11 protein-coding genes are annotated in these 13,443 nt (G+C 70.6%); 7 read left to right on the plus strand and 4 right to left on the minus strand.

Translation table 11 applies throughout. The annotated features are described in order from the left end of the window. Positions 1–33: 33 nt before the first annotated feature. A complete protein-coding gene (gene glp, locus AB8O64_RS15255) occupies positions 34–1,344 on the minus strand; it encodes a gephyrin-like molybdotransferase Glp (RefSeq protein WP_370419663.1) in 1,311 nt (436 codons plus the stop codon). A gap of 3 nt (positions 1,345–1,347) precedes the next feature. Further along, positions 1,348–2,250, minus strand: a complete 903-nt coding sequence (gene galU, locus AB8O64_RS15260; RefSeq protein ID WP_130879116.1) for a UTP--glucose-1-phosphate uridylyltransferase GalU — start codon at positions 2,248–2,250, stop codon at positions 1,348–1,350. A 93-nt stretch (positions 2,251–2,343) separates the two neighbouring features. On the opposite strand from galU, the gene AB8O64_RS15265 reads away from it, so the two are divergent. Next, positions 2,344–2,934 (plus strand): 5-formyltetrahydrofolate cyclo-ligase, encoded by a 591-nt coding sequence (locus AB8O64_RS15265; RefSeq protein WP_370419664.1) that lies wholly within the window; start codon positions 2,344–2,346, stop codon positions 2,932–2,934. A gap of 146 nt (positions 2,935–3,080) precedes the next feature. Here the strand turns inward: AB8O64_RS15265 and AB8O64_RS15270 are convergent, their stop codons facing one another. Then, positions 3,081–5,981, minus strand: a complete 2,901-nt coding sequence (locus AB8O64_RS15270; RefSeq protein WP_370419665.1) for a penicillin acylase family protein — start codon at positions 5,979–5,981, stop codon at positions 3,081–3,083. Between the two features lie 238 nt (positions 5,982–6,219). Between AB8O64_RS15270 and AB8O64_RS15275 the strand changes: the two genes are divergently transcribed. From AB8O64_RS15275 to mscL, 5 genes are all read left to right on the plus strand, one after another. After that, positions 6,220–7,752: a potassium/proton antiporter gene (locus AB8O64_RS15275; RefSeq protein WP_370419666.1), complete on the plus strand. Its 1,533-nt coding sequence runs from the start codon at positions 6,220–6,222 to the stop codon at positions 7,750–7,752. 309 nt (positions 7,753–8,061) lie between these two features. Further along, positions 8,062–9,339 (plus strand): MFS transporter, encoded by a 1,278-nt coding sequence (locus AB8O64_RS15280; protein ID WP_370419667.1) that lies wholly within the window; start codon positions 8,062–8,064, stop codon positions 9,337–9,339. 66 nt (positions 9,340–9,405) lie between these two features. Next, complete coding sequence (locus AB8O64_RS15285; protein WP_370419668.1) at positions 9,406–9,747, plus strand: FmdB family zinc ribbon protein; 342 nt, start codon at positions 9,406–9,408, stop codon at positions 9,745–9,747. 140 nt (positions 9,748–9,887) lie between these two features. Next, positions 9,888–10,739 carry an S-methyl-5'-thioadenosine phosphorylase gene (locus AB8O64_RS15290; protein ID WP_370419669.1) on the plus strand — a complete coding sequence of 284 codons (852 nt, stop codon included), beginning with the start codon at positions 9,888–9,890 and terminating at the stop codon, positions 10,737–10,739. A gap of 511 nt (positions 10,740–11,250) precedes the next feature. Further along, a complete protein-coding gene (gene mscL, locus AB8O64_RS15295) occupies positions 11,251–11,730 on the plus strand; it encodes a large conductance mechanosensitive channel protein MscL (RefSeq protein WP_370419670.1) in 480 nt (159 codons plus the stop codon). A 43-nt stretch (positions 11,731–11,773) separates the two neighbouring features. Here mscL and AB8O64_RS15300 read toward each other — a convergent pair whose 3' ends face one another. After that, a complete protein-coding gene (locus tag AB8O64_RS15300) occupies positions 11,774–11,956 on the minus strand; it encodes a hypothetical protein (RefSeq protein ID WP_130879109.1) in 183 nt (60 codons plus the stop codon). A gap of 243 nt (positions 11,957–12,199) precedes the next feature. Between AB8O64_RS15300 and AB8O64_RS15305 the strand changes: the two genes are divergently transcribed. After that, the gene (locus AB8O64_RS15305; protein WP_370419671.1) at positions 12,200–13,417 is read left to right on the plus strand and encodes a low temperature requirement protein A; all 1,218 of its coding nucleotides are present in this window, start codon (positions 12,200–12,202) and stop codon (positions 13,415–13,417) included. Positions 13,418–13,443 lie beyond the last annotated feature (26 nt).

Genomic DNA, 13,443 nt, shown 5'->3' on the forward strand with positions numbered 1-13,443 from the left:
TCAGGGGCCACGCGGGGGCTGACCTCGGCCGGGTCAGCCGAGGAGTATGACGTCCACCTCGGCTCCCGCCTCGACCGCTGTGGTCTCCTCGGGGACGACGATCAGGGCGTTCGCCTCCGCGAGGGCCTTGACGAGGTGGGACCCCGGGCCGCCGACGGTGGTGACCTTGCCGTCCGCGTAGCGGGCCCGCAGGAACTGGCGGCGACCCTCGGGCGAGGAGGCGATGGCATCGGCGCACACCGCGCGGACCTTCTCGCGGTCGTGCGGCTCCAGCCCCATCAGGGCGCGGATGGCGGGGCGGACGAAGAGTTCGAAGGAGACGTAGGCGCTGACCGGGTTGCCGGGCAGGGCGAGCAGCGGGGTGCGGTCGGGGCCGACGCGGCCGAAGCCCTGGGGCTTGCCGGGCTGCATGGCCAGCTTGCGGAAGTCGACGCTCCCCTCCTCCCCCGCGAGCTCCGAGAGGGTCTCCTTGACGACGTCGTACGCGCCGACGCTGACACCGCCGCTGGTGACGACGGCGTCGGCACGCACGAGCTGGTCCTCAAGGGTGGAGCGCAGCGTGTGGGCATCGTCGGCGACCGCGCCGACGCGGTAGGCGATGGCCCCGGCGTCCCGGGCGCAGGCGGTGAGCACGTAGCTGTTGGAGTCGTGGATGAGGCCGGGGCCGAGGCTCTCGCCGGGGGCGACCAGCTCGCTGCCGGTCGACATGACCACGACGCGCGGGCGGGGGCGGACCCGGACCGTGGCGCGGCCGATGGCCGCGAGCAAGCCGATCTGGGGCGGGCCGAGGACGGTACCGCTGCGCAGGGCGAGGGCGCCCGCCCTGACATCGCTGCCGGCCGCGCGGACATGGGCGCGGGCGGTGGCGGGGCGGTGGATCCGGACCTCTCCCGAGGCGCCGTCAGGGGCGGCACTGCGGGCGGCCATGCCGGCGGCGGGGCCACCGCCCGTGCCCCCGTCGGTCCACTCGACGGGCACGACGGCCTCGGCGCCGGGCGGCAGCGGCGCGCCGGTCATGATGCGGGCGGCCTCGCCGGGGCCGACGGTGGGCAGCTCGCCGCTGCCCGCGGCGACGTCGCCGATGACGGTGAGCACCGCCGGGAACTCCTCGCTCGCACCCTCGACGTCCGTCGTGCGGACCGCGTAGCCGTCCATCGAGCTGTTGTCGAAGCCCGGCAGATCGGCGGGGACGGTGACGTCCTCGACGAGCACACAGCCCTGGGCGTCCAGGAGTTGCAGCTCGATCGGCTCCAGGGGGCGGATCTTTCCGAGGATGTCGTCGAGGTGCTCGTCCACCGACCAGAAGCGGTCCGGTGCGGCGGCCTTGTCGGCGGTGCTGCTCAAGGGCTACATCTCCTCGGTGACATACCTTCGAAGCCAGGCTCGGAAGTCCGGTCCCAGATCTTCACGTTCGCACGCCAGTCTGACAATGGCACGCAGATAATCACCACGGTCCCCGGTGTCATAACGGCGGCCCTTGAAGACCACGCCGTGCACCGGACCGCCGAGACCGGGTGCGGCGGCGAGGGCCTGGAGGGCGTCGGTGAGCTGGATCTCGCCACCACGGCCGGGCTGCGTCTCGCGCAGCACGTCGAAGACGGCGGGGTCGAGGACGTAGCGGCCGATGACGGCGTAGTTGCTGGGGGCGTCGGCGGGGTCGGGCTTCTCGATCAGTCCGGTGACCTCGACGACGTCCTCGGTGTCGGTGGGCTTGACGTCCGCGCAGCCGTAGAGGTGGATCTGGGAGTGGTCGACCTCCATGAGGGCGATGACACTGCCGCCGTGCTTGCGCTGGATGTCGACCATGCGCGAGAGCAGCGGGTCGCGGGCGTCGATGAGGTCGTCGCCGAGCAGGACGGCGAAGGGCTCGTCACCCACGTGCGGCGCGGCGCACAGGACCGCGTGGCCGAGACCGCGCGGGTCGCCCTGGCGGACGTAGTGCATGGTGGCCAGGTCGCTGGACTCCTGGACGCGGGCGAGCCGGGACTCGTCGCCCTTGCGGCGCAGCGCTTCCTCCAGCTCGTAGTTCCGGTCGAAGTGGTCCTCCAGGGGGCGCTTGTTCCGCCCGGTGATCATGAGGACGTCCGACAGACCGGCGTGCACCGCTTCTTCGACCACGTACTGGATCGCCGGCTTGTCGACGACCGGCAGCATCTCCTTGGGAGTGGCCTTGGTAGCCGGGAGAAAGCGGGTCCCGAGTCCGGCGGCAGGGATGACAGCCTTGCTGATCCGAGGACGCGATTGAGTCATAAAGGGAACCCTAGCCGCTGGGATTGTCGGGAAGATGAGGCTCCACCGAGAGGCTCCGCCGATAGGACCCGAGTCGAGGAGTACGCGCGAACAGTGATCAAGTACGACGGTAATAAGGGTGCGTTGCGACAGACCCTCCTGGCGGTGAGAGCGGGGTTGACCTCGGATGACGTAAAGGTGGCCGAGGAGGCGCTCGGGCGCCGGGCACTGGAGCTGCCGGAGCTCGCCGGGGCGCGGACGGTGGCGGCCTATGTCTCGGTGGGGCGCGAACCCGGCACGCGCGCGTTGCTTGAGGCACTGCGCGCCCGGGGCGTGCGCGTACTGCTTCCGGTGCTGCTTCCGGACAACGATCTGGACTGGGGTCTCTACCGGGGCGCCGGCCATCTGGTGCGGGCGTCGCGGGGGCTGCTGGAGCCCGACGGCGAGCGGCTCGGCCCGGACGCCGTCACCAAGGCGGACACGGTGCTGCTGCCGGGGCTGGCCGTGGACGGCCGCGGGATGCGGCTCGGCCGCGGCGGCGGTTCGTACGACCGGGTGCTGGCCCGGCTGGAGCGAGCGGGCGCCACGCCCGCGCGGGTCGTGCTCCTCTACGACGAAGAGGTGGTCGCGCGGGTCCCGGAGGAACCGCACGACCACCCCGTGCACGCGGTGGTCACCCCTGGCGGGGTGCGCAGGTTCGGCTGATGCGGTGTGTCCTGCCGACGGCGGGTCACCTTGCCGCCTGCGGCGGCGGGCGCCCTGCGGGCGCGTCCTCAACCGCCGGACGGGCTTGATGTGGCTGAGGTCAGCCCCATCAAGCCCGCCGGAGTCACCTAGGGCGGCGGACGCCGCTACGGCTTGAGCGTCAGCGTGTCGTCCGTGGCTTCCTTCACGGCCGCCGCGCTGTACGCCCAGGGGAGCAGCTCGCCCTTGGCCCACTTGTCGGTCTGGTCGTAGTAGTGGGCGTTGTAGGCGTGCCCGGAGGCGCCGGTGAGGTTGATCCACCGGGACTTGTCGAGGTCCCCGAGGTTGACGACCATCCGCATCGACGGGACCCAGATCACGTCGTAGCCACCCGCCGCGTTCCAGCCGGCCGCGTTGACCGCTGCCTCGCCGCCGGCCAGGTTCCACGGGCCCCGGTTGAGCATCCAGCGGACGATGCCGGGGCCCTCCTTGCCGAGGGTCTGGTTCTTGAGGGTCAGCTGGTGCAGCCGGCCCCAGCTCCAGGAATTGACGTCCTTGCCGAGCTTGGAGGTCAGCTCCCAGCGGGCGTCCTTCATGGCGCGCTGGAGCAGCTCGTCACGGTTGCCGGCGCCGCGGTTGGCGCGGGTGCCGCTGGTCTTCCACCAGTCGTCGTTCGGCTTGTCGAGGATGGTGCGGACGACCTCGAACCAGCGGTCGCCGCCGTCGGGCTGCGCGCTGTCCGGGTCGCGCTCGCCGCACTCCTGGACGAGCCGGGAGTTGCCGTCGAGGTCCTCCTGCGGCCCGGAGTCGTTGGCCGGGCGGACCCGCAGGCACTGGCCCTTGACGCGCAGCTCCTTGGGGAGCTTGTTGCCGAAGGCGAGCTTGAGGGTGTTGCGCCACACCGCGTTGAAGTACGCCGCGGCGGCGGAGTCGGCCTCCTGGGTGTAGTCCCAGTCCTTCAGGAGGTTCTGCGCCTCGCGGACGTACTTCGTCTCGCGTTCGTTGGAACCCTTGACGTCGATCTTGAGCAGGTAGGGCGTCAGCAGCTTGGCGATCTCGCTGTGGTTGTCCATCTGCATCTTCTGCATGTCATCCGTCGAGATCTTCCCCCCGTCCTTGATCTTCGACTGGATGAGGTCGTTGATCCGCTGGCTGCGGGCGCCGTAGCCCCAGTCGCCGGTGAGCGGGTAGGGGTACTTCTTGTCGACGACCGCCTGGTTGGCGGTGACGATGTAGCCGCGCTTGGGGTTGAAGTCCCAGGGCAGCTCGCCCTGCGGGATCCAGCCGGTCCACCGGTAGGCGGGGTCCCAGCCGGGCGCGGGGTAGCGCCCGTCGGGCACGACGGCCTTGGCGGCGGCGTTCGCACCGGTGCTTCCGTCGGCGTTCGTCCCCGCGGTGCCGCCGGTGTTCGTACCGGGGCTGCCGTCCGCGTTCGCGCCGGTGGCCGGGTCGGGCTTGGCGGCGGCCTTGCCGCGGACCGGGATCCGGCCCGGGGCCTGGTAGCCGATGTTGCCCTTGGTGTCGGCGTAGATCAGGTTCTGCGAGGGGACCTCGAAGTCGGCGGCGGCCTTGCGGAAGGACTTCCAGTCCGTGGCCGCGTTGATGCCGAAGACGGCGTCCATGGTCTTGCCGGCGTCGAGGGCCGTCCAGCGCAGCGCGATCGCGTAGCCGTCGGCGCGGTCGGGCGCGGGGTCCTTGACCGGGGCGCTCTCACCGACCTTGACCAGCTCGTCGTTGCGGTCGGAGACGATCGGGCCGTTGTTGGTGGAGCGGACGGTGAAGTCCCGGGACTTGCCGCCCGCGACCTTGATGGTCTCCTTGCGGGTGGTGAAGGGGACCTGCTTGCCGTCGTAGAGGTAGCTGTTGGCGGTGACCTTCTCCAGGTAGAGGTCGGAGACGTCCGCGCCGAGGTTGGTCATGCCCCAGGCGATGTCCTGGTTGTGGCCGATGACGACGCCCGGCAGACCGGAGAAGGTGTAGCCGGCCACGTCGAACGGGCACGAGGGTCCGACCTTGGTGCAGTGCAGGCCCATCTGGTACCAGAGCGAGGGCATCTGCGGCGCGAGGTGCGGGTCGTTGGCGAGCAGCGGCTTGCCGGTGGTCGTGTACTGGCCGGAGACCACCCACGAGTTCGAGCCGATGCCGTTGCCGCTCGGGCCGAGCAGCGCCGGGATCTTGTCGAGGGTGTTGGACAGCGAGGTCAGCCCGGTGCGCAAGCCCCCGGCGGCGGCGCCCGAGCCGACGGGCGTCCGGCCCGCACCGCTCTGCGGGGCGGCCGGGGTGCCCTTGGGGTCGAACTGCTTGGTGGCGGGGTCGACGGCGCCGCCCTCGACGATCGGCTTGTTCCGGTTGTACGGATAGGCCGGGTACAGCTGTTCGATCTGCTTCGGGCTCAGCCGCGTCGCGGCGAGCGAGCGGTCGATCTCGTCCTCCATGTTGCCGCGGAGGTCCCAGGCCATGGCCTTGAGCCAGGCCACCGAGTCGACCGGGGTCCACTTCTCGGGCCGGTAGTCGTTCTCGAACTCCAGGGCCGCGTACTCGACGGACAGCGACTTGCCCTTGCGGTCCTTGAGGTAGGCGTTGACACCGTCGGAGTACGCCTGGAGGTATTTCTTGGTGGTCGCCGAGAGCTTGGTGTCGTACTCCTCCTGCGCGACCTTCCGCCAGCCCATGGTCCGCAGGAAGGCGTCGGTCTCCACCTGCCCGGAGCCGAACATCTCGGAGAGACGGCCCGCGGTCAGATGCCGGCGGACGTCCATCTCCCAGAACCGGTCCTGCGCCTGCACGAAGCCCTGGGCGCGGAAGAGGTCCTCGGCATTGTCCGCGTAGACCTGCGGGATACCGTTTCCGTCGCGCTGGACCTTCACGTCCGCGGACAGGCCCTTGAGCTGCAGGGTGCCGTTCGTCTCCGGGAAGGAGGCGCGGACGGTACTGACGCTCCAGTACGCGCCGAAGCCGACGCCCGCCACGATCAGCAGCACGAGAGTGATCACGAGCAGCCGGGCGCGTCGGCCTTTCTTCTTACCGGACTTCTTCTTGCCGGAAGGGCCGGTCTTGTTGGCGGGCATCGCTGTCCTTAGAGGGGCAGGGTGGTCCTGGGGTGCTGGAGCAACCATAGGCGCAGGGCACCGGGCGACCGGACGCGGTGTCACCACCAGCCCCCTGAAACGGCCGCGGACCCCCTGCCGCACCCCCGCCGAAGGGTCATGGCACGGTCACCGCCGTCACGAGCTCGCGTCAAGAACCCGTAAAAGATTAGATTAGGAAATGAAGTTCTGATCGGACGGCAGAACGTTCCGGTCGATAGTGCATGAAAGACCTCGTGAAGGGACTTGGCCCCTGACTGTCCACCACCTCAACGAACTCCTGCTGATCTGCTCGCTCGTCCTGCTCATCGCGGTGGCGGCAGTCCGGATCTCCTCCCGCAGCGGGCTCCCCAGCCTGCTCATCTACCTCGGCATAGGCGTCGCGATAGGCCAGGACGGCATCGGCGTCTCCTTCAACGATGTCGGTCTGACCCAGATCATCGGTTACGCCGCGCTTGTGGTGATCCTTGCCGAGGGCGGTCTCGGCACGAAGTGGCACGAGATCAAACCGGCGCTGCCCGCCGCGGCGGCGCTCTCCACCGTGGGCGTAGCGCTGAGCGTCGGCGTCACCGCGGCGGCCGCGCACTATCTGGCGGGCGTCGACTGGCGGCAGGCCCTGATCATCGGCGCGGTGGTCTCCTCCACGGACGCCGCGGCGGTCTTCTCCGTGCTGCGCAACGTTCCGCTGCCGTCCCGGCTCACGGGTGTCCTGGAGGCCGAGTCCGGCTTCAACGACGCCCCCGTCGTCATCCTCGTCGTCGCCTTCTCGGCCGCCGGCCCGGTCGAGCACTGGTATCTGCTCATCGGCGAGATCGCCCTGGAACTCGCGATCGGCGCGGCCGTCGGCATCGCGGTGGGCATGCTCGGCTCGTACGGTCTGCGGCACGTGGCCCTGCCCGCCTCCGGCCTCTACCCGATCGCCGTCATGGCCATCGCGACCGTCGCCTACGCGGGCGGCGCGCTCGCACACGGCTCCGGCTTCCTCGCCGTCTATCTCGCGGCCCTGGTCCTCGGCAACGCCAAGCTGCCGCACTGGCCCGCCACCCGCGGCTTCGCCGAGGGGCTCGGCTGGATAGCGCAGATCGGCATGTTCGTCCTGCTCGGCCTGCTGGTCACCCCGCACGAGCTGGGCGACGACATCGTCCCCGCGCTCGTCGTCGGACTGGTGCTGACGATGGTGGCGCGCCCGGTGTCGGTCTTCCTCAGTACCGCGCCCTTCCGGATGAGCTGGCAGGAGAAGACCCTGCTGTCCTGGGCCGGGCTGCGTGGGGCCGTGCCCATTGTGCTGGCCACCATCCCGATGGTGGCCGCCGTTCCCGACAGTCGCCGGATCTTCAACATCGTCTTTGTGCTGGTGATCGTCTACACCCTGGTGCAGGGCCCGACGCTGCCCTGGCTGGCCCGGCATCTGAAGCTCCGCGAGACCGAGCCGGAGGACCTGGGCATCGAGTCCGCGCCGCTGGAGCGGCTGCGCGGGCATCTGCTGTCCGTGGCGATCCCCGACGGCTCGAAGATGCACGGCGTGGAGGTCGGGGAGCTCCGGCTGCCCCCCGGGGCCGCCGTCACGCTGGTCGTGCGGGAGGGCTCCAGCTTCGTCCCGGCGCCCACGACCGTGCTGCGGCACGGCGACGAGCTGCTGGTGGTGGCCACCGACCCGGTGCGCGACGCCGCCGAGAAGCGCCTGCGGGCGGTCTCCGAGGGCGGAAAGCTTGCGGGATGGCTGGGTGCTACAGGTACGATAAAGGGGAAGTAGTGCATTCAATTGACTCGGTCTGCTCAGTGTTGCCTACGGGATTACCTGCGCGGACGCCTGAGTGAGCGGCTGGATCGTGCCTTGTTTCCCGGGCTGATCCACCGCTCGCACCACTTCTGCACCATCACTACCAACCGAACCAACTCTGCCTGATGCAGGGCTGGCGCGACCGCACGGCGGCCGCGGTCGCGCGTCACCAGGCGGCCGGCACGGCATCTACCACGGTCCTGCGCGAGAGGACAGCTCTCGGCGCGCTCCGTGCGGCGACCCCGTCTGGAGTGCGCTACCAGGCGGCGGAAAGGCCCGGCCGTGGCATCCACGGTCAACGACCGCACCGAGGCACGCCCCGGATACGGCCAGCTGTTGCGCACCCCTGGCGCCTGGACGTTCCTGCTGCCCGGCTTTCTGGCCCGGCAGCCGTTCGCGATGCTGACCATCGGCATCCTGCTGCTGGTCGAGCACACCACGGACTCGTACGGCATCGCGGGCGCCGTCTCGGCGACCGCGGGCGTCTCCATGGCGCTCTTCGCCCCGCAGAGCGGCAAGCTCGCGGACCGCTTCGGGCAGGGCCGGGTGCTGGTGCCCGGCGTCGTCGTGCACGCCGCGGCGATCTCGCTGCTGATCACGCTGGCGCTGGCGGACGCACCGCTGTGGGCGCTGTTCGCCGCGGCCGTGCCCGCCGGTGCCTCGACCCCGCAGATCGGCCCCATGGTGCGGGCCCGCTGGGCCGCGAAGCTGGAGGGCTCGCCGCTGATGTCCACGGCGGCGGCCTTCGAGTCGGTCACCGATGAGTTCACGTTCGTGATCGGCCCGGTGCTGGCCACCGCGCTGTGCACGGGTGTCCACCCGGCGGCCGGTCTGGTCACCGAGGCGGCTCTCACCCTCGTCGGCGGTCTGCTGTTCGCCGCCCAGCGGCGCACGCAGCCGGAGCCGAGCCGCTCCGCCGCCGGTCCCGTGGCGAAGAGCGCGTCGGCGCTGTCCGTTCCGGGCGTCCGCGTCCTCGCGATCTCCTTCCTCGGCATCGGCTCCGTATTCGGCGGCATGCAGGTGTCGATGACGGCCTTCACCAAGGAGATCGGCGACCCGGGCCTGAACGGTCTGCTGTACGGCACGTTCGCGGCCGGAAACATGATCGCGGGCCTGATCTGCGGTGCCATCGCCTGGAAGGTCACCCCCCAGCGCCGGCTGCTGATCGCCTACCCGCTGCTGGTCCTGGCCACCACCCCGCTGTGGGCGGCGCACGCGCTGCCGGTCCTGGGCGGGGTCGGCCTGCTCGTCGGTCTGTGCATCGCCCCGGCGCTGATCACCGGCTACACGCTGGTCGAGTCGCTGGTGCCGCCGACCGCCCGTACGGAGGCGTTCACCTGGCTGACCGGCGCGGTGGGTCTCGGCCAGGCGGCCGGTGCCAGCATCGGCGGCAAACTGATCGACGGACACTCCGCGAGCACCGGTTTCCTGGTGCCGCTGGCCGGTACCGCACTGGCCCTGGCGGTCCTGCTCACCCTGCGCAAGGCGCTCACCCCGAAGGGCGAATCACGGATCGCCGCACGTGGGGTGGGTCACCGCGAGCCTGTTTCGGTGGACTGACGCGCCGGAATACTGCACTATGGATCGTCGTTAGCACTCATCGAGTGAGAGTGCCAGGAGGAGCAAGTGCCGACGTACCAGTACCAGTGCACCGAGTGCGGCGAGGGCCTCGAGGCGGTGCAGAAATTCACCGACGACGCCCTGACCGTGTGCCCGAGCTGCGACGGACGCCTGAAGAAGGTGTTCTCCGCCGTCGGCATCGTCTTCAAGGGCTCCGGCTTCTACCGGAACGACAGCCGCGGCGCGTCGTCCAGCAGCAGCCCGGCGAAGTCCACGACCGCCAAGAGCGGCTCGGACTCGTCCTCGTCGACGAGCTCGTCCGGGGCCTCCGGGTCGAGCGCGAGCAGCACCTCCACGAGCACCGCGTCGGCTCCGGCCTCGTCGAGCAGCAGCTCTTCGGCCGCCTGACGCGCCTCACCGCACACTTCGCGCGAGCTCGCGCACGACGGAGCCCGTCGCCTCACCGAGGCGGCGGGTTTCGTCGTATGCGGGCGCCACGCGGCGCACGGACCCTGGGGCCGGGGCGGGCGCGCCGCTAGGCTGGCCGCATGATCAACACGGGTGGGGTACAGGCGGACATAGGCGTGATCGGCGGGTCGGGGTTCTACTCCTTCCTCGACGACGTGACCGAGGTCACGGTGGAGACGCCGTACGGGAATCCGAGCGACTCGCTGTTCGTCGGCGAGCTGGCCGGGCGCACGGTCGCCTTCCTGCCCCGGCACGGCCGTGACCACCGTCTGCCGCCGAACCGCATCAACTACCGGGCCAATCTGTGGGCCCTGCGCTCGCTCGGCGTACGGCAGGTGCTGGCTCCCTGCGCGGTGGGCGGACTGCGGCCGGAGTACGGGCCGGGAACCCTGCTCGTACCGGACCAGCTGGTGGACCGCACGAAGACGCGCCGGCAGACCTTCTTCGACGGGGAGCCGCTGCCCGACGGCACGGTCCCCAACGTCGTGCACACGACCTTCGCCGACCCGTACTGCCCCACGGGGCGCGCGGTGGCGCTCGCGGTGGCCCGCGGGCACGGCTGGGACCCGGTGGTGGACGGCGGAACGATGGTCGTCGTCGAGGGGCCGCGCTTCTCGACCCGGGCGGAATCCCGCTGGCACGCCGCGCAGGGCTGGTCGGTCGTCGGCATGACCGGGCACCCCGAAGCGGTGCTCGCCCGCGAGCTGGAGCTCTGCTACACCTCGATGGCGCTGGTCACGGACCTGGACGCCGGGGCCGAGACGGGCGACGGCGTATCGCACGGCGAGGTGATGCGGGTCTTCGCCGAGAACGTCGGGCGACTGCGCGAGGTGATCTTCGCGGCGGTCTGCGCCCTGCCGGAGACGGACGGCCGGACCTGCCTGTGCACCCGGGTGCACGAGGGCTGGGACCTGGGGATCGCGCTGCCGTAGGTGGCTGAACCCGTGAGGGTGACGAGGTTGTCCACAACCGGGCGGTAGTCCACAGGGCCCAGCGGGATCGGGCGGTTGCCGGGATCGTGGGGAGCGTCCGGTTGGCGCTCCTCATCCGCAGGCGGTGGTGCTCGTGTCCCCTTTTGGCCCGCTCTCTTCTTCGGCTCCTTCGGCTCCTTCATGGGCCTCGTCGCCCTCCTCACCCTCACCACTGCCCTTGGATTCAGGGGCGTACGTCTATACACCGCCGCCGAGGCGCGGGGTGCCGCACTTCGCGCCGGTGCGGGTGGGCCGGGGGCGGTCCCGGGCGGGACGGGCCGGGCGGCGCGGAAGACGACTGCTGGGCGCCGGGGTCGTGACGGCCGCCGGGGCGGTGATCCTGTGCGCCCCCGCGCTGACGCAGCTCCGGTTCGCCTGATCGAGGCTGCAGATTGGACAGGACTGCCAGACTCTCTCGTAGGTTATGGAACCAACCATTCCGCCACAGGTGCGTACAGAGAGAGGCTTTTCGGTGAGCGAGAAGAAGACAGGGGTCCTTGGAGGCTTCAAGGCATTCCTGATGCGGGGCAACGTGATAGACCTCGCGGTCGCCGTTGTCATCGGCGCGGCGTTCACCAACATCGTGAATTCGGTGGTCAAGGGTGTCATCAACCCGATCGTCGGCGCCTTCGGCACCAAGGACCTCACCAGCTACGCCTCGTGTCTCAAGGGCCCCTGCGCCATGAACAAGGCGGGCGAGGTGACCAGCGGCGTCTACATCCAGTGGGGCTCGGTGCTCAGCGCCGCGCTGACCTTCCTGATCACCGCCGCGGTCGTCTACTTCCTGATGCTGCTGCCGATGAAGCGCTGGCAGGACCGCCAGGCCGCCAAGGCTCCGGTGGAGGCCACCCCGGCGCAGGTGACGGAGATCGAGCTGCTCGAGCAGATCCGGGACGCGCTCGTGGAGCAGCGCCGCGGCCCGGCCTCGGAGTCCGTACCGGTCCAGCGATAACGGCCCGCCCCGCACCGAGCGGCCGGGGCGGGGCAGCAGGTCGTCAGATGTGGTGGGGCGGCTTCTCGTCCAGGAACCGGGCCAGGTCGCCGGCGCTGTCGCCGCCGCTCGGCCGGTCGCCCCAGCCACGGTCGGTGTCGTCCGAGGACTGCTGCGACAGCGGGTCGTCGAAGATCAGGGCGGCCGGGTTTCGCGGCTTGGGAGTGGGCTCGGGGGCGGTGCTCATGCCTCCAGGGTACGGTCGCCCGCCGTGCGGGCTTCAGCCCGTCCGGCGAGGACACAGCACAGCAGCCCGTCCGGCGATTGAGGACGCGCCCGCAGGGCGTCCCCGCCGCAGGCGGCACGGACAACACGCGGCGCGCCGCACGGACGGCACCGGACCAGGACGCCTTCCCCGCGCGGCGGACCCCCGCAGCGGTGACAATCGCCGCATGAGTCATGTGACGCCGCCCACACCCGACCGTCGGCGATGAGCGGGCGCCCGCACGCACGGCACACCTCGCTGCTGCGCCGGATGACCGCGCGCGGCCGCGAGGAGGAGCACCGCGCCGCGACCCCGCTGGAGCTGTTCTTCGACCTGTGCTTCGTGGCAGCGGTGGCACAGGCGGGCAGACAGCTGGTGCACGCGCTCGCCGAGGGACACCCGGAAACCGGAATTCCGGGATATCTCATGGCCTTCTTCGCGATTTGGTGGGCTTGGGTGAATTTCTCCTGGTTCTCCTCCGCGTACGACACGGACGACGTTCCGTACCGCGTGGTGACGCTGGTCCAGATGGCCGGGGTGCTGATCCTGGCGGCGGGCATCCCCCGGGCCCTGGACGGCAGCGACTTCACGGTGGTCTGGTTCGGCTATCTGGTGATGCGGCTGGCGCTGGTCACCCAGTGGCTGCGGGCCGCGTACTCCACGCGGGGCGAGGAACGGCGCACGGCGCTGAAGTACGCGGCGGGGGTGAGCCTGTGCCAGATCGGCTGGCTGGGTCTGCTGCTGCTTCCCGACAGTGGCAAGCCGTGGCTCTTCCTGGGGATGGCGGTCGCCGAGATGGCGGTGCCCACGATCGCCGAGCGCCGGCATACGACGGGCTGGCACCCGCACCACATCGCGGAGCGGTACGGCCTGTTCACGATCATCGTGCTGGGCGAGACCGTCCTCGCGGCCACGGTGGCCGTCCAGTCGGCCCTGGACGACGACGAGGCGCTGGACACCCTGCTGCCGATCGCGGGCGGCGGCCTGCTGATCATCTTCGCCGCCTACTGGATCTATTTCGCCGTGCCCATCCATCTCCATCTGGTCTCCAACCGCCAGGCGTTCGCCTGGGGGTACGGGCACTACCTGGTCTTCGGTTCGGCGGCGGCGATCGGGGCGGGCATCGAGGTGGCGATCGAGGAGACCATCGGCAAGGCGCACATCTCGGCGTTCGCGGCGGCCGGTGCCGTCACGGTGCCCACGGCGTTGTTCATGTTCTCGGTGTGGCTGATCCACTCCCGGCACCACAAACGGGGCCTGGCCCAGCAGTTGGTGCTGCCCGTCTCGGCCGTGCTCGTGCTGGTCTGTACGTTCGCGGGCCGGACGGCGGTGCTGTACACCGGGCTGGTGGCGACCCTGACGGTCGCGGTGGGGGTCACGTTGGTGGAACGGTCGGCGCAGCGGACGGCGGAGGCGAACGAGCGTACGCGGGAGGCGGGGTGAGGGCCTGACGGGCATTCAGTCACGTG

This window comes from Streptomyces sp. QH1-20 (assembly GCF_041283565.1).
GTDB classification, from domain to species: Bacteria; Actinomycetota; Actinomycetes; order Streptomycetales; family Streptomycetaceae; genus Streptomyces; species Streptomyces syringius.